The organism is uncultured Mucilaginibacter sp. (assembly GCF_913773635.1).
Taxonomy (GTDB): Bacteria; Bacteroidota; Bacteroidia; order Sphingobacteriales; family Sphingobacteriaceae; genus Mucilaginibacter.
On sequence record NZ_CAJYGQ010000006.1, the window covers coordinates 501049 to 517475 of the forward strand.

At 39.0% G+C, this 16427-nt stretch carries 14 protein-coding genes and 1 tRNA gene; 4 read left to right on the top strand and 11 right to left on the bottom strand.

Going from position 1 to position 16427, the window contains the following annotated elements:
• Positions 1–2 precede the first annotated feature (2 nt).
• The gene (locus tag QZ407_RS07535; protein ID WP_295769326.1) at positions 3–833 is read left to right on the top strand and encodes an SDR family oxidoreductase; all 831 of its coding nucleotides are present in this window, start codon (positions 3–5) and stop codon (positions 831–833) included.
• Here QZ407_RS07535 and QZ407_RS07540 read toward each other — a convergent pair.
• The 4 genes from QZ407_RS07540 to QZ407_RS07555 all read right to left on the bottom strand — a co-directional run bounded on the left by QZ407_RS07540 (position 817) and on the right by QZ407_RS07555 (position 3909).
• Positions 817–1980, bottom strand: a complete 1164-nt coding sequence (locus tag QZ407_RS07540; protein WP_295769328.1) for a GAF domain-containing protein — start codon at positions 1978–1980, stop codon at positions 817–819. The genes QZ407_RS07535 and QZ407_RS07540 overlap by 17 nt on opposite strands.
• Before the next feature lie 122 nt (positions 1981–2102).
• On the bottom strand, positions 2103–2720 hold the full coding sequence (gene msrA, locus QZ407_RS07545) for a peptide-methionine (S)-S-oxide reductase MsrA (protein WP_295769329.1): 618 nt from the start codon (positions 2718–2720) through the stop codon (positions 2103–2105).
• Positions 2721–2787: 67 nt separating this feature from the next.
• Positions 2788–3039, bottom strand: a complete 252-nt coding sequence (locus QZ407_RS07550) for a hypothetical protein (protein ID WP_295769330.1) — start codon at positions 3037–3039, stop codon at positions 2788–2790.
• Positions 3040–3087: 48 nt separating this feature from the next.
• Positions 3088–3909, bottom strand: coding sequence for an MOSC N-terminal beta barrel domain-containing protein (locus QZ407_RS07555; protein ID WP_295769331.1), 822 nt, complete (start codon positions 3907–3909; stop codon positions 3088–3090).
• Between the two features lie 123 nt (positions 3910–4032).
• Between QZ407_RS07555 and QZ407_RS07560 the strand changes: the two genes are divergently transcribed.
• Positions 4033–4109, top strand: a tRNA-Arg gene (locus QZ407_RS07560).
• A gap of 416 nt (positions 4110–4525) precedes the next feature.
• On the opposite strand, the gene QZ407_RS07565 is transcribed toward QZ407_RS07560, so the two are convergent.
• From QZ407_RS07565 to QZ407_RS07590, 6 genes are all read right to left on the bottom strand, one after another.
• Entirely contained in the window at positions 4526–6907 is a 2382-nt protein-coding gene (locus tag QZ407_RS07565; RefSeq protein ID WP_295769332.1) for an ABC transporter permease, read from the bottom strand.
• 359 nt (positions 6908–7266) lie between these two features.
• Complete coding sequence (locus QZ407_RS07570) at positions 7267–9996, bottom strand: hypothetical protein (RefSeq protein WP_295769333.1); 2730 nt, start codon at positions 9994–9996, stop codon at positions 7267–7269.
• Entirely contained in the window at positions 9935–10717 is a 783-nt protein-coding gene (locus tag QZ407_RS07575) for a GLPGLI family protein (RefSeq protein ID WP_295769334.1), read from the bottom strand. The genes QZ407_RS07570 and QZ407_RS07575 overlap by 62 nt, the downstream gene beginning before the upstream one ends.
• A gap of 60 nt (positions 10718–10777) precedes the next feature.
• Complete coding sequence (locus QZ407_RS07580) at positions 10778–11137, bottom strand: hypothetical protein (RefSeq protein ID WP_295769335.1); 360 nt, start codon at positions 11135–11137, stop codon at positions 10778–10780.
• 175 nt (positions 11138–11312) lie between these two features.
• A complete protein-coding gene (locus QZ407_RS07585) occupies positions 11313–13232 on the bottom strand; it encodes a histidine kinase (protein WP_295769336.1) in 1920 nt (639 codons plus the stop codon).
• On the bottom strand, positions 13229–13972 hold the full coding sequence (locus QZ407_RS07590; protein WP_295769338.1) for a LytTR family DNA-binding domain-containing protein: 744 nt from the start codon (positions 13970–13972) through the stop codon (positions 13229–13231). Before QZ407_RS07590 ends, QZ407_RS07585 begins: the two co-directional genes overlap by 4 nt.
• 143 nt (positions 13973–14115) lie before the next feature.
• On the opposite strand from QZ407_RS07590, the gene QZ407_RS07595 reads away from it, so the two are divergent.
• Positions 14116–14745: a TetR/AcrR family transcriptional regulator gene (locus tag QZ407_RS07595; RefSeq protein ID WP_295769339.1), complete on the top strand. Its 630-nt coding sequence runs from the start codon at positions 14116–14118 to the stop codon at positions 14743–14745.
• A gap of 189 nt (positions 14746–14934) precedes the next feature.
• Here the strand turns inward: QZ407_RS07595 and QZ407_RS07600 are convergent, their stop codons facing one another.
• Positions 14935–15165 (bottom strand): hypothetical protein, encoded by a 231-nt coding sequence (locus QZ407_RS07600; protein ID WP_295769340.1) that lies wholly within the window; start codon positions 15163–15165, stop codon positions 14935–14937.
• 429 nt (positions 15166–15594) lie between these two features.
• Between QZ407_RS07600 and QZ407_RS07605 the strand changes: the two genes are divergently transcribed.
• On the top strand, positions 15595–16392 hold the full coding sequence (locus tag QZ407_RS07605) for a hypothetical protein (RefSeq protein WP_295769341.1): 798 nt from the start codon (positions 15595–15597) through the stop codon (positions 16390–16392).
• Positions 16393–16427 lie beyond the last annotated feature (35 nt).

Below are 16427 nucleotides of genomic sequence, written 5' to 3' on the forward strand. Positions count from 1 at the left end.
TAATGACAAGTATCAGCATCTTAGGTTGCGGATGGTATGGCCTTCCGTTAGCAAAAGCCTTTTGTGAACAAGGTTATGTTGTAAATGGTTCAACCACAACCTCGTCCAAAATTGAAGTGCTAAATAGCGAAGGTATCAATCCATTTGTTGTCGATTTAAATGGCAGTGACGTACCTGCTGAAAGTGATTTTTTTAATTGCGATTTACTTGTCATCAGCATACCTCCCAAGCTTAGAGAAGGTCAACACCAGCATTACTTGAGTAAGATTAAATCATTAGTCAATGCCATTCAAACTAAATCAATAAAGAATATTATTTTCATCAGTTCCACCGGTATTTATCCTGAAATAAACGGAGAATTGAGCGAGCTCAGCAATATTGAGCCTGATACATTTTCCGGGAAAACGTTATTATCTGCCGAAAATATACTACGTGATGCGTTTGCGGAAAAATTAACGGTCATTCGTTTTGCCGGTCTTGTTGGGCCCGGCAGAAATCCGGGACGTTTCTTTGCAGGTAAAGAAAACATAGCTAATGGACAGGCGCCAGTAAACTTAATTCACCTTGATGATTGTGTTGAGATTACTATGGCGATTGCAAGTAACAGTTTGTACGGTTATATTATTAATGCCTGCGCGCCTCATCACCCTTCAAAAAAAGAGTTTTATACAGAGGCTACAGCTAACATAAATCTTCCCCTGCCCCATTTTAAAGATGAGCTAGCGCAATGGAAAATTATAAAATGTGTTAAACTTAAGGAGTTGCTTAACTATCAATTCAAAGTGAATGACTGGGCCAATTATCTGAAATCTGAGGTTAGCAAGATCCTTTGATCTCGGGGATAATTTCCCTGGTTTCTTTAATAGTAGACTCAGACTCGTGCACAATAGTTTTTATCTTGTGGTCAAGCTCGTTCACCGTAGTTTCAATCATTTTATAAAAGGCGTTTTCAGTATAACCCTCATCAAGCTTTATAACTTCCAGTAAGCCTAATAGCGATGCCACCGGCCGGCGCAATTCATGTGATTGAATGGTGGCTATTCGCTGCAATGCCGCGTTTTGTTCTTCAATTTGCATGGCGTGCAGTTTTTGAGTGGTGATGTCAGCAGCGTTTATGGCGACGCCGGTAACAATGCCCTCATTGTTAAAAACTGGCCTAAAGCTAATAGACAGCCAGCAGGAAGCTGGTGAGTCGTGGTTTATTTGCCATTCAACCTCAACAACCTTTCCATCAAGTGCTTCTTTGATTTGATTTGCTGTTTCAGTGGTAAGCAATTGATTAGTGATATTCAGCAAATGAGCGCCTACCCTTAAATCCTTTTCGTACTTGTTTTTTATGTAATTATACGCTGCTTTGTTAAAAGCCAGCACCTCCATTTTACGCCCAATAAGTATATGGATATCCTTTGTACTGTCAAATATAGCTTTAAGCTTAAGTTCTGAATCTTCAAATGCTTTATTTTGCCTTTGACTTATCAAATTTTGTTCTAAAAGGCTTTGCATACTCCAATTAAGCTCAATTAGGTTCAGAACCTGTTTACTTAAAATTTTGAGAGTCTTGATTTGCAAGGCCGTCAGATGTGAGGGTTTAACATCAAGCACACAAAGCGTACCCACAGCATACCCATCAAATGTAACTAATGGAGCACCTGCATAGAATCTGATATGAGGCTCGTTTTGTACAACAGGCAGGTTGGCAAAACGGTCATCTTTAGTAGCATCGGGTACAACCAATACATCAGTTTGGTTGATTGTTTCTTTACAAAAGGAGAGCTCTCGTTCGTTGCATGTTAAATCTCCTACACCCAATGAGGCCTTAAACCATTGCATTTTATCGTCAATGAGCGTAACCAGTGCAACCGGCACTTCACAAATACCTGCAATCAACTCAACCAATTCATTTAAATCGGTTTTAATGCCAGCATCAAGATCATCGAAACGATTAACTGCCCTTAAACGTTCTAACTCGTTACTCATCATTTCTTCTCAAATACTATGGTTTACAGCCGATAAATTTATACTTTATATTTAAATATTAAAGCTTTATCAAACATTACTGTATAAAAAACAAACGGCTGTAATTCACAATATAATGAGGCAGATTATTGTTTGAGCTTTTGCTTAAATACTTTTTCCAGTTTATCAACCTTTGGCAAAATTACCATACGGCAATAAGGTTGACTACCATTTAGCTTAAAGTAATTTTGATGGTAATTTTCTGCAACGAAAAAGTTTTTAAACGGCTCAATAGCAGTCACCACAGGATCTGGAAAAGCCTTCTGTTTATTTAGTTCTGCTTTATAAGTATCAGCAAGAGCCTTTTGCTGAGCATTATGATAAAATATTACCGAACGGTATTGTGTCCCTACGTCAGCACCCTGTTTGTTAAGAGTTGTAGGGTCGTGCATCTTCCAGAAAATCTCGAGGAGTTCTTTGTAAGATATAACACTCGGCTGGAAGGTTACCTGCACAACTTCGGCATGGCCTGTTGTGCCCGAACATACAGCTTCGTAGGTTGGATTTTTTACACTACCGCCTGCATAACCCGATTCAACTTTTGTAACACCTTTCAGGCGCTGAAAAATTGCCTCAGAACACCAAAAGCATCCCATGCCAAAAGTTGCTTTTTCAGTAGCTGTTTTTGAGCCTTGAGCTATTGATACGCCTTGGATGACTATAGCTAAGATTAATGCAAGTAATACAGTTTTTATTTTACGCATAACCTTAAATACGTAACTCTGTATTATTTTAGTTTCAAAATTATCTAGTATGACTTAAAACTGATAATTAGCTGTTGTAGGCCCTCTCGCCTATCTCATGGCCAAGGTGCTGTATTTGGTCGGCATCTAACAACAGGCCAGCATGGGCATGCGGTTCATAAATCCAAATATTGTGCTCGTTTTTAAAAATACAGCCACACAGCTCATCGCAATAGTATAAATCAAATACATTAGCTTCCTCAGCTTTTTCACGACGTTGAACTTTTACAGCAAGAGCATGGTCCTTTTTAGGTATTTCTATTTCAAAAACATTTTGCATAACTCTATAACCCTTAAAACTGTACTTGGTTTATGACAACTAGCAACTTTATTCAAAATTAGGTCCCTCGCCTAATTTGTGTTCGAAAAGCTCATCACCTACTTTGATAACTCCTGTTCCATTATGAATCAGATTTTGGCCAAACATTACTTTCTTATTTACTTTTCTATAGCTTGCCAAAGTTTTCAATGGTTCAGGGCCTGTAATAGCAGTGCTGGAGTCAACATTAATCATTACGCAGCGTGCGCATGGTTTAACTCCGTAAAAATTAATATGTTCAACCGAAAAGTGTCGTAATATATCTTCAAAATATGCCTCGGTATCGGTAATCACAATATTTGGTCTGAAGCGGTTAATATCAATTTTTTTATTAAGCCTTCCATTCAAATCTATTAACGATGCCTCGCTGACCAATAGCATTGGGAAGCCGTCTGCAAAGGAAGTTATATGCCTTGGGCTGGCATAACGTTCATCAACCTGCCGCGTTTGACTATCGGCCATGTAAACTAACCTACATTTTATTTCTAAATGTTCGGTAAACCACGCGTCCGCTTCCTCGCATACATACGTGCCTGAGCATAGGTCATCCCAAACTTGCAGGTTAACTTCTTCGGTAGTTTGCGGTGAATATGGAATTATAAGGCAGTCTCCGCTTGGTTTATGCGTAACGTGTAAGCCGTCGGCCTTAAGCGAGACATCAAACAAACACATTTGCGGGTACTTTCGCTGGGAAAGGAATTGCAGCTGGTCATCAATAAGCATCCATCTGCGGTCAAACTCAAGTCCACGACTGGTTAGATTTGATTGTTGCAATGCAATACCACCCAAAGATTTTATTGGGTAAATATATAACTGACTAATACGAGCCATTGATTGATTTTTACATCCAAATATAAATGATTTATAAGCCGTATTGCGCGGGAGCAAAATTACCAAAATAACATTTTGCCAATTTGAATACAATTATGCATATTTGCACCTCCAAAAATAAGCGGTCCCGTAGCTCAGCTGGATAGAGCAACTGCCTTCTAAGCAGTAGGTCTTTGGTTCGAATCCAAACGGGATCACCACTTGTGGTATTGTAACCACCTAAACCCCTTAAATAGATTATTTAAGGGGTTTTCTCATTAATTATCCCCTCTGAAACCTTAGTAAAGCCAAATTTCTGAAGACATATCTAAACACCTGCAGTTAAATACTACCTTAGCGTTTGAAAAAGTCATTTAATATTTTGACTATCAACTTATTAATAATTAAATATGGTCTGTATTGAGGTGCATCTGAATCCATGATGCAATTTTAATTCTTGAAGCCCAAAGAAAATGAAGACCTTGTCTACGTTGAGTGTTTACTAGCGCTAAAATGGAAAAAAAAGCAGGTTGTGTGCCTTGCAAGTACTGGTCACCTTGAACAAGGAAAATCCATAGTCGCATTTAAACGATAACTGGCGATCGTTACCAAACGTTACCTACATCCAAGCAATTATTTAATCTTTTAGGAGGATTGTAGGCTTAAACCGCATAGCTCTATTTATTTGCAAACCTACAGTAAAAAATGTTACAACAATTGACGTTAATAATGCAATCAAGAATGGATAAATGTTCATATGAACGCGGTAGGCAAATGTCTCCAACCATCGGTGCGAGACTAAATAGGCCAATGGCCAGGCAACAAAATTTGCGGATAAAACAACGTAAAAAAATGGTCTAGATAGTGTGGTCATCAATTGCTTTGTATTTGCTCCAAGAACTTTTCTGATAGTGGTTTCCTTCATCCTCAAGCGTATAGCCTGTGCTGCTAAAGAAAAAAAGCCGAGTGCTGCTATAAGCACCGCCAATACAGAGAAGAAAACGAGAACAGCTTGTAACTGCTCCTGTTTTACAAATAGCTGTTCATATAGTTCATCCAAAAAATGATAATTGAAGTCATCGCCGTCTAGTTTATTGATATTAGGCCAGTTCTTGTTTAATGTATTAATCACTGCAGGCAGCCTATTATTCTCAACACTGATCATAATCTGTGTTTTTGCGATCCCGCAGTGATCGTTCATTAAGTAGATAGTAGGTTGAGTAACCTCTTCAAACCCATAAGCCTTGAAGTTTTTTAAAATACCAACTATTTTATATTTCCCACCACAACCCTCAATGATACCATTAACTTCCTTTACATTCATTACTTGAGCTGCGGCCTCATTGATCAATGCATTGGTGGAGTCTCCGGTGGCATAAGCGTTAAAATTTTCACCGGCGGCTAACTTAATATTAAAAGTTTCAAGATATTCATAATCCACAGTGATAGTATTTAAAGCATATGGCCTGCCTTGGAGTAGATAGTCGTGGGTAGCCGGCATTATTATGCCACCGGGAATATTTGATGCTACGGTTACCGCTTTAACACCCGGTATCTCTTTGATACGATCGCGAACAGGTCCAAATTTTTTGGGATCGTTGAACAGGGATAAATTGTCAATGTATAATACCTGTTTTGGTGTGAAGCCAGGGTTTACAGATTTCATATAAGTTACCTGCTGGTTTACAACCACAAGAGTGATTACAAATGTGATAGCAATGGTGAATTGAAGCAGGGTGAACATTATTGGTAAGTACGAAAGTTTTCCTTGTTTTGTAAGTTGGCTTCCCCGTAAAACTTCTATTGGCTTAAACCCGGCCATAATGGTCGCTGGATAAGCGCCTGCTATTATGGTAAGAATTAACAAAGTAACAATTAGCTGAATGATGAGATGAGCGTTGATTCCAGTAAACAGCAAATTAGTTTGAAGGATTTCATTAAAATATGGAAGAATTACACATACTATTACAAACGATAGTGCAAGGGCTAGAAGACATTGAATGAATATTTCCGATATGAATTGTAATGCTATTTGTGCAGCAACGACGCCGTTTACTTTCTTAATGCCCACTTCTTTCGAACGTGCATCTGCTTGAGAAATATAAAAATTAGTGAAATTGACAGCTGTAATAATTAAAATGACGATTGCCAAAATGCCTAGACTGATAACGATTTGGTTACCCACGTGAGAGCCGTAGTGAGGTTTTAAATGTAGGTTTTTTAGCGGGTCCAAATAAATTGCAGGATGCTCTGAACGCCTTATCGCTTCTTTGGCTACCTTACTGGTATCTGCTAGTGCCTCCCTCTTGTAGATCTTATCAATTTTTGAAGATAATAAGGCGATGTCAGTTAAGGGTTTAACCAGTATATACGTTTGATAAATTTGTGTTGCATATGTCTGATCCTTTCCAGAAGTAATATCCGCTGAAAAGGCGATACAGTCAAACTTTAAATTCGTATTACCTGGAAAATCTTCTGCAATTCCCGCTATGGGCATAGCAATTCCAGATCTCGACATCATGTTGACACTTTTATTTTGTAATAAACTATCGCCGGGGAAAAGTACTTCCGCAGTTTTTTTAGAAAGCAACATGGCGGGAGTTGAGCTGTTGGCGTTCAAGACAAATCCTTTTGGTTTAACACCGAGAATCTTCGAAATTGAATAATCTGCTCCAATCCATTTTTTTATTAAAAACCTCCCTGATTTGGTGTAAAACGGAATTTGAAATAAGGCTGTATTGATTCTGCCAGTTTCATCAACCTCAGGACATTGATTTTTTATAGCTGCTGCTAACTTTCCTGGAGTAAAAGGCGACGGCCCATTTGGCAATTCTCGCTCCACAAGATAAATACGGTCGAAATTTTTATTCCATATATCGTAGCTAACTTCATTATCGATAAATAGACTGACCAGGATGAAAGCCGCCAGTCCTATTGCCAATCCTGCAATGTTAAGGAGGTAAAAAACTTTATTTTTTAGAAAGTATCGAAATGCAATCTTTATACTCAAAATCGTCATACTATTAATCAAACAACCTAAAACCAAGTCATTATGTAATTATCTTATAATCAATTGATTAATTAGTATATGAGTGTTCATTTCCGTACACTTACGTTCGTTTTTATACCTTTCTTACATCCAAAGATCAGGCTTTTATTTCCTCGTCATAGATGTTTTTTCTGATCAAAACTATATTGATAAATTCACTCCTTCAGGCGGGCGACAAATCGATTTTAAGCCACCTCCCAAACTGTTAACCAAGGTTTCTACAAAACTGGTAGAAAGCTATAATTTTCTTTCGATGCCGTTCCACTCGCGGAAGGGCTTTTGATTTGTAAGATGGCATCTCGTCGCTTAGGCACGAGCTAAAAATTTCATTAAAAACTGTAATCTAAGCCCAATGCAATATATCGTGGCAATAGTTTGTATTCAGTCGTTGCACTATAGGTATCGGTAATAACTGCATTGTTAAATTGCCTATAATTAAATAGATTTTTGCCTGTCATACTTAATCTGAGCTTGGTTTTAGGTACATCGTATGAAAGTGACAGATCGGAAAAAAAATAGGTTTTCGACGTGCCGGGGAAAAGGTTTCCAAAACGATAGGCTTCATTTTTTACGTTAGCCTGTAAGCCCTCAGAAATATTCAAGAACAGATTTAAAAATCCATAAGTGTTAGTCAATTTACTTTCACTTTCACTAGTGAAAGTCCTTAACTGAAGTTGGTAACCTGCGTGTATATTTATTGAGGATCTCCATACACTTCTGAACGATAGACTATAATCAGTAGAAACTGAACGAATGTCGCGATCGCCTACGCCAACTACGTTAGCCCGGTAATTAGCCAGATCGGCCCCCAGATCGAATTTGAGGTTCCCGTTGAGCGGCTTTAGATAGTAATTTACCTGAGCTTTAATAAAGGTCGTTTTTTTATCCTTCAATAATATCCGTTCAGCAAGCGTAAAGTTTGGATTGATCACGGTTTGATTGCTGATGTAATCGAACAAAATTTTATGACCAAAAGAAAAACTCATCAAAAACCTATCCAATATATTTCCATGGGTATATGTCAATACAGCTTCTGAATTGCTCAATGTGGCTATATCATCCAATCCTTTTTCAAAGTTTCTGATACTGGTGCTATAATAATTCGGAACAATGTCAGCTAATTCTGTATTTGCTTGTTGAAAGCTAATCCTGGCTTCCATTTTTTCTCTTCGGGCCGGTTGCCATTTGGCCGCAACCCTTGGCGTAATTAACCAATTGTTCCGGTGCTTGGTGACCCCAAATCTTTCCAATGCGGTGTGTGTTAAACCAGCATCTAGCTCCGGCGTCCATTCCCAATTTCTACCTTTCATCGTGTACTTCGCAACAAGGTTAGCGTTGTTTGTATTTAGCCTGACATCATTCACAAATTCAGCGGAATGAGCGGTGCTGTCCTGGCGTGGCAACAATTTGAAATCTGTTGACAGATCTTGACTTTTATACTCATTAACTAAGGCAAGTTCTAGAAAATCACCCCGTTTGAACGTTCGTACGTAGTGTGATGTTGAACCAATGTATTGAAGGTTATTTTGCACGCTTTGGGATGCACCTGTAAGGCCGCTTACCTGAAATAGGTCTTGGTAGTTATATTGATCAATGTTATAATGCAATGGCGATCGCTGATGGATCCAACGAACTGCGCTTACAAGAGCTTCTTGATCAGAAAGCTTAATTGTATAATTCAAATTATGATTAGTAACAAAGCCCCGGCTCGAAATAGATTCTTCGGTATTAATTTCGTTAAAAAACAATTTACCGGCATCGTTTCTAACCAATGAACCCAAACTTCCCGAATAGCTCAGGGTGGAGCGGTTGGTTAATTCATATTGTAAATCTAGTTTTGAATAGTAATTATCGATGTGCTTATTTAATTCGTAACGCTCAACGTTCGTAAATTGGATGTCTTTAACATCATATTTAAGAATCGTATTTTGATAGAAAGTTTTTTTAGTAGCATTTACAAATCCTACGCCTTTAACTTTCAAACGCTTATAGGGATTCAGGATGGTGTTAAAAGATAACAACCGGTCTCGGTTAAAATTTGTCCTTTTGTAATCAAACCCGGGTAAATCGGGTGTGTAATCCATAATTTTAGGTGTGACTATTCCCTGACCTATCTGCCCCGGTTCATCAACCTGACTGGAATATATCAAATGATTGATACTGCTTACTGCATCAACTCCATTATTGTTAGTACTGCCTAACAGAAGATATTTATTCTTTTTTCCAAAATTTAGTAGATTAAAGCTTCCATTATAGAACACAGGTTTTGTCGGGCTGGCTGCGGCGGATAAAGAGCCTAACCATTTATTTTTACTACCCTCTTTTAATTGCAGATTCAGGGCGACTTTATCCGAATGTTCTATTCCTTTTAAGTGCTTGTTGTTGGAATAACGTTGAAGTATCTGAACCTTTTCGAGTGGCTCAACAGACATGTTTTGCGTAAGGAGCCGATAACCCTTTTCGAAAAAGTCGTCGCCCTCTATCATAACTTTTTCAACTTCCTTATCTCCTACTTTAATGCTGCCATCCGTACCAACCGTTAAACCGGGGATTTTTTTCAGCAGATCTTCTACCTTACGTTCGTCCCCTTGCATGAACGATTTGACATCTAACTCAACGGTATCTTTGCCCATTTTATAAGGTCGCTTTCCATGGATTACCACTTCCTGCAATTGTTTTACACCGCCAGGTTTAAGTTCTATTTTCACATCGACTTCAGAGGACAAAAGCTCGACCTCTTGATGTTTAGTTTCATAGCTAAGTGCCATGCAAGACAATATAATTTTACCCGTAAGTACAGTACTTATCTTAAATCGTCCCTCGCTATCTGTAAATGTATAATTTAATAAGGCTGACGAACTATCACGACGCAGATCTACCCGCACATCGCTAAGTGGACGTAAACCTGCTGTTACCTTCCCCTTGATCAGTACCTGTGCCTGAGCAATAAAAATAAATGAACACCAGCAAAACAGCACTAAAGCAATAGACCTTGAGCTATTTTTTGTGTTCCCACTCATAAATTTGTTCCACCGTGCCTCGCGTTCTTTTTCGCTCAATTGTTACGCCCTCAACTGCTGGCATTTTACTTTGTAACATGCGCATTTGCTCTTCTACCAACGCATCATTTTTGGTGATATATTGTTGTAAGGACATTTTGGGCAATGCGTAGATATACTTTTCGTTCAACGGGATTTTTCCATCATATGGAAAGGAAACTTCTTTGAGCAGCCAATAATTTGGATTCGCGCTTTCATTATACAACATTACAATCAATCCCGGAAGTCCGCCAAACTTGTAAGGGCCTATGGGCACCGGTATACTGTTAGTGTAAAAAACAATAAGCTTGGTACCGCGGTAATTAGCCGTAGCCTTGTTGCAGATGTATTTGCCTATGGTATCCGTGTCTGCATAATCGGTGTTCCATTGCAGTACCGGCAACACATCACTTACCAAATAATTAGTTTTTCCGATCGACCGGGTCTCTACCAGTTCATTGATACCTTTTTTTTGGATGACAACATTTCTGTAATTGACATCCGTATTGACCACAAGTGATAAACTGGAGGTACTCTCATCATCAGCACCTTTTTTGCCTTTGGTGTCGGCACTTATTGGCAATGAATCCCGGATGCTGGTTTTTATGCCATTCCCCCAATAAACGTGTTCCCTAAATGTTGCCACAGACGAGGGAATATATTCGTAAACGGCATGTAAACTCTGCGCTTGCAACTGCCATGAGCCAAACAGCAGTAAAAAAAATAATAAGTACTGTTTCATGGTAAAACAAAAAGCCCCAAGGGACCTTTGGTTCCCTTGGGGCGGTTCATAAAAAATAAATTAGTGACGCGGGTTGCTGTAGTAGTTCTGATAATTTTGGATAGTAGCTGCAAAGTAATCTGCGCAAGTACTATAGAACATGTCATTGGCACCATAACAGTTATAGTGGCAAACCTGGGTGTCTATCAGTTGGCCGCTTGTATTATAGATATGCACTGTTAGCACACAGTGTGTTTTCAAGTTGCTTTCCTTAATCTCCTCTGCTTTGCCTACTATCTTAAAATTTGATTTACCCGCAACGGCTTCGTACACTTTTTTTGTCTCTACCGTTTTGCCGGCTGCCTTGTTCTCATCAACACTGGCAAAGGCCGCAGATGACATAACTGCCACCGTTACCAAACTCATTAATAATTTTTTCATAGCGTTTATATTTTTTGTTAAACCATCGTATGCGACTTTCGCATACATATGCTTAATCATAAAAATAAAGCCGTGTTTAATTGGATTGCCAATCGAATTATGATTCGCAAATGCATATTTACAATCCGCGAAATATATCCTATTAGAAGGTCTTGAATAGGCGAATAGTATGAAGCTAGTTGTACACTCCTGGGATGTTGAGCGTAACTATTGTGCCGTTTTCTGAACAACGGATCTCTTCTATGCTTGCATTTTTGCCTAACAATTTTATTCGCTCACGGCTAATGATCCCTGATAAAGACAGGTGCGGCGTGGTTGATAGCTGCCTGCGGTTATTTCCGGTATCAGAAACGATAACCTTTAAAATATTGCTATCAACATGAAAACTGATGCATACTTTCCCGGTTCCGGAAGCCATTTCAATGCCATGTACAATAGCGTTCTCTACAAACGGTTGTATCAACATTGGCGGCAGTTCGATAGCACCCAGGTCCTGATCGTTTGGCAATTCTATGGCATAGGTGAACGCCCCTTCAAAACGCATTTGCTGTAAACTGAGATAATTATCCAAGGCATCGATCTCCTCAGATAATGGAATTTTATCCTCCCGGCTAAATTCCAGCGTACTACGGAGTAAACGACTAAAGCAATTTAAGTACTTTATCGCTTTATCTTTTTCACTTAAGCGAATAAAACTTTGGACGGCCGATAATGTGTTAAAGATAAAATGCGGCTCCATTTGCGTTTGCAGCAATCGGTGCTGTAACAATATCTTCTCCTTGTCCTGAGTACTTTTGCGCTGTCGAAAACTATAATAAACGAAAGAAAGCGTAACCCCGAGAAGCACAACACCCAGTACAGATACAACCAACCAAAGCCGGTTTTGCTGCAATTGCAGCTGTTTAATTTTTATACCTTCATTTAAAGAATGAATAGATCGGTCTTTAACCTGTAAAAGGTAAAGCGCATTCATTTCGGCGATCGCTTGTGATTGTTCTGTCTGGTAAAGAGCATCCTTTAATTCGGCAACATGCTTCAGCACCTTTATGGCGCTGTCTTTTCTGCCTTGAATGCTATATAATTCAGCCACACTATTCTCATACAATATTTCTTCATCATCAAAGATCAGTTTGGCATGCCGGTGCTTTAACTTTCGTGCTTTTTCAAGGAAGTGTGCCGCCTGTACAGGCTGTTTAAGTTGGGTATAAATAGTTGCCTCATCACAGTAGTCAACAAGCAGGTTATCGACGTTTACTGAAGAAAGATGCTTCCGGTACAGCAATTCGTCAGCTTGCGTTTTTATTTGCAAATAATGTAAAACAGAGTCCAGCTGTTTCATGCGTTCAAAGAATTTTACCTTTGATTCATAGAGAAAACTGATATCATATTTATCTGGATGCGAAGCCTGAAGTATTTCCAGCTTCCGTATATAGGGCGTCATACTTGATGCAGGCTTATGCTGAAGACTTAAAATATGAATCGTTTGTACCAGTGCACGTTGCCTGTTAATATGGTCCTTAGGCAAAGAGTCGATCAAAATCAATGCAGCCCGGTTCATATTTTCAGCAAGTTTATACTGAAAGAAAGTCCTGTTGCTTTGAGCTGCCGAAAGCAGTATAGCAGTTTTTGCCTCAGAAGACAGAGCTGCAGTGGTATCTGCCATTACGATCGCGGCAGCTTTGTTATAGTAGTAACTGGCTTCTCTCTGCTTAGCGGCCATGCTTCGAATATTGCCTAATCCATTATATATCAGTGCCTTGTATTTTTCGTTACCGACTGTAGGCTCAACGGTCTCAAAAGCTCGTTCTATAAAAACTTTAGCGGAATCATGCCCACGCATACCATACAGCCGGGCCAAATTGTAATTAACAATGCCTAAAAGTGCTGAATCCTTTTTCAAAAGCGGAAGTTCCAAAAATTTCCTCCATGCTGTTATTAAAGAATCTCCGTTTGCTTGCGTAAAAACAACATCTTCCAAGTTTTTTACTTTGTTTAACAATTGATGCTCCATGCCGGGTGTTGATGTCATTTTATGACATGCTAGGGTGCAGGAGATAATTGATCCGAACCAGAGGATACGCATTATAGCTTTCATGAGCCGGGAATCAGTTTAGTCAGTACATCATTTTTTCGTCGTAATGAGATTGGTATTTTTTCCTCATTTTTAAGTACAACGAACCCAGAACGGTCTACGCTTGAAATAAAGCGCCTGTTTACGAGATATGACTGATGCGTACGAAGAAAAAATGGTGCTGGAAGCAATTCTTCGTAAAATTTAAGCGGCTTAGAAACTACTTCTTTGTTTCCACCGCTGATAAAAAAAGAAGTATAGGGACCATCTCCTTTACAGTAAATAATATCCTTGACCTCGACTATTCGTAAATTGTGAATGGTACTTAACACGATGCTTTCAGGCAGTTTACCTGCGTAGAGTGTGTTTTGGGCCAGTGATAACTGTTGCATCCAGTGCGGATCATTTGTGCTGCGCCGACGAAACCGTTCAATCGCTTCCGCTAATTCGGATTGGTCTATGGGTTTCAGTAGGTAATCTAATGCTCCGTATTTTATGGCTTTTATGGCAAAGTGGTTGTAGGCTGTAAGAAAAATGATGTTTGGGGGAATTTCAGATAACAATTTTAAAACGTCAAAAGCGGTGCCATCCCTAAGCTGGATATCCATTAATATTACATCGGGCCGTTGCACGTCAATTAGCTTTGCAGCTGCCTGTACATTATCACTCCAACCGACCATTTCTATATCTGGCTCTGATTCGATCAAATAAATTATTTCTTTACGAATTTCTGCTTCGTCTTCGATCAGTACCAATTTTATCATATGTTTTTACAGATACAAGCTAATAACCAGATTTGCTTAATAGGCAAATATATAATAAAGTCACCAATTGGTGACCTATTTTAGCCAGTTTGAAGTCACGGAAAGTTACCTTTGCATAACGTGATTACATGACATTAATATATATGCAACAGGAAGTAGAAAAAGACGTTAGGCGAAACAAGGAACAAACTAAACAACGTTTTTTAGATGCCGTGGAGGATATTTTATTGACGAAGGGTTTTGCTGCGCTTAAAGTCAATCATATAGCTAAAACCGCTGGTTTAGATAAAAAACTTATTTACAAGTATTTTGGCGGAACGGAACAATTGCTGGACGACTACATCCGTACCAAGGATTTTTGGAGTAACGTGAAAGGTAACAAAATATCCGATGATATAACTGACGGCGGACATAAATTCGTTGAGAAGTTGTTGCTATCGCAATATGATTACGTAGCGAAGGATAAAGCGTTTCAAAAATTATTACTGTGGCGTTTAACTGAACAAAGGGCTTCCTTTAAAAAGCTTACTGATGCACAAGAAGCGAACGGCGAGTTGCTGCTTCAAAGTATCTCTGATCCATATTTTGGACCCAGGGCCGGTCAATTTCGCGCAGTCATGGCGGTAATCATAGCCGGTACTTATTACTTGGATCTATATGCAGCTGTCAACGGAAGTACTTTTTGCGGGATCGACTTGGAAACGGAGCGAGGTAGAGACCAAATCAAGCGAGCGCTTTCCTTTTTACTAAGATCCACATATAACGATAAGTAAAGCATTAACCACTGTGTGATCCCTTATTGCAATTTCTGCAACTTCTTAGCGATTACCGCAAAAATCGCAGATGAATTGCGGCATTAACCACGCGGCAATTGTCTTCTTTGTCAAGGTCAGGATCTAAGCTTGGCCAACAATTAAAAAGTAATGCAATTGGTATCTCTCAATTAAAAGTATGTCGAAATTCTATCGGTGATAAGTTGTTTTTCGTGTTGAGAAGTTAATTAAATCATTGTACGTGCTCAAAGCCCAGTCATAGGCAATTATAATGATGTACATGTTAGTATTGGATAGCTTATCTTCCGCAATGTCTACCCGTTTATATTGAACGTGCTGTTGCGTACCTTGTACGGTCAGAAATTTAAGCGGTACGCGTAAATATTCTGGCGAGATAGTAAGGCTTACAGCTATGTTCATTACACTGGTTGTCCTTTTTTTAGAAGCGTGCCATTGTTGAAATATTCAGAAAGCAGATCCTCTAGTTTAATCAATAGTCATAATTTTTGATTCACCAATAATGAATTGTTTTTCGAAAGATCTTTCTGAATACGTCAGTTAGCGATCGCGTTGGGTGTTGCTTCTTTCCTTATCTGCCAATTTAAGCGTTTCATACACCGAATAACTAACGAATTCATGCTACTTGATCGATTTGGCTAGCGGCGTATCCCATATAAAGTCGGGATGCACCAGAATCATCCAGTCGACCTACGTCTTAAAACGCCTTTTTTCACTACCTTACACTTTACAAATAATGGAAAGGTGAGAAAATGTGGTGTCAAACAATTTGCTTCGTTAGACATTTATCATCAACGAACGCTGATATTTAACGCAGCTAATGTATAATTAATGAGCCGTTTGAGATATCTAACTGCATCTGCTTTTACTCTATCGATGATAGTGAGTACAGGGTGTACGCCTCATCCAGAAAAAATCACCCAAGCATTTTTAAATGACCTGCTCACTCAGAACTATGCAGGTGCACGGCGTTTTGCAGATACTGGTTTAAAGGAACAAATTGCGATTGTAGAACAGGATAAGTATGCGCTTTATAACGGTCAGGAATGGCATTATTATAACCTCAACTTTAAAGCCTTTGATGACAAGGCGATAATTAGTTATAGCGTAAGACTGAATGACGGCACAAAGATCGACCAAACTGCAGATTTAAGCAATTTAGAACATAAATGGCTGATCAGATCAATAAGAAACGTCAAGATTCACTATGCACCAGGCGCACTGAAGAAACGGAGTTATGCAAGTTCTGGTGATCAAATGCTGATAGCTCCATTAGATATTGAATACATCTCGAAACAAAGACTTAACGCTCATATTGGAGAATTTATAGTCGTGTCAGGAAATCTTTGCGAATACAAAGAACAGGGCAATACCCTGGTTATGTCCATGGGTGCTGACAGTTCTCAACCTTTATTATCTGTCAAAATAGAAGGAACGGCCAAAGCACGTGCGATACAGGACCGTGCCAATTTTCTCAAAATCGATCATATGGTAGAATCGCCTATGGGCGCTTCCTTTACGGCTATAGGTTTGCTTCATTTAACTAATGGCTGCTTTTCAATGAAAATTACTAATCCTGAAAATATCATTACCGGGCAGTATTTACGTATTGAAAATAATAAGCAATGACACGGACTTTTATCTGCTTTCGTGGAATTACCTTA

Excerpts from the sequence above, each read along its gene's own strand:
- QZ407_RS07585 (WP_295769336.1), bottom strand. The coding sequence starts at position 13,232 with ATGAAAGCTATAATGCGTATCCTCTGGTTCGGATCAATTATCTCCTGC.
- QZ407_RS07550 (WP_295769330.1), bottom strand. The coding sequence starts at position 3,039 with ATGCAAAATGTTTTTGAAATAGAAATACCTAAAAAGGACCATGCTCTT.
- QZ407_RS07565 (WP_295769332.1), bottom strand. The coding sequence starts at position 6,907 with ATGACGATTTTGAGTATAAAGATTGCATTTCGATACTTTCTAAAAAAT.
- QZ407_RS07605 (WP_295769341.1), top strand. The coding sequence starts at position 15,595 with ATGAGCCGTTTGAGATATCTAACTGCATCTGCTTTTACTCTATCGATG.
- QZ407_RS07575 (WP_295769334.1), bottom strand. The coding sequence starts at position 10,717 with ATGAAACAGTACTTATTATTTTTTTTACTGCTGTTTGGCTCATGGCAG.
- QZ407_RS07590 (WP_295769338.1), bottom strand. The coding sequence starts at position 13,972 with ATGATAAAATTGGTACTGATCGAAGACGAAGCAGAAATTCGTAAAGAA.
- QZ407_RS07600 (WP_295769340.1), bottom strand. The coding sequence starts at position 15,165 with ATGAACATAGCTGTAAGCCTTACTATCTCGCCAGAATATTTACGCGTA.
- QZ407_RS07535 (WP_295769326.1), top strand. The coding sequence starts at position 3 with ATGACAAGTATCAGCATCTTAGGTTGCGGATGGTATGGCCTTCCGTTA.
- QZ407_RS07540 (WP_295769328.1), bottom strand. The coding sequence starts at position 1,980 with ATGATGAGTAACGAGTTAGAACGTTTAAGGGCAGTTAATCGTTTCGAT.
- msrA (WP_295769329.1), bottom strand. The coding sequence starts at position 2,720 with ATGCGTAAAATAAAAACTGTATTACTTGCATTAATCTTAGCTATAGTC.
- QZ407_RS07580 (WP_295769335.1), bottom strand. The coding sequence starts at position 11,137 with ATGAAAAAATTATTAATGAGTTTGGTAACGGTGGCAGTTATGTCATCT.
- QZ407_RS07595 (WP_295769339.1), top strand. The coding sequence starts at position 14,116 with ATGCAACAGGAAGTAGAAAAAGACGTTAGGCGAAACAAGGAACAAACT.
- QZ407_RS07555 (WP_295769331.1), bottom strand. The coding sequence starts at position 3,909 with ATGGCTCGTATTAGTCAGTTATATATTTACCCAATAAAATCTTTGGGT.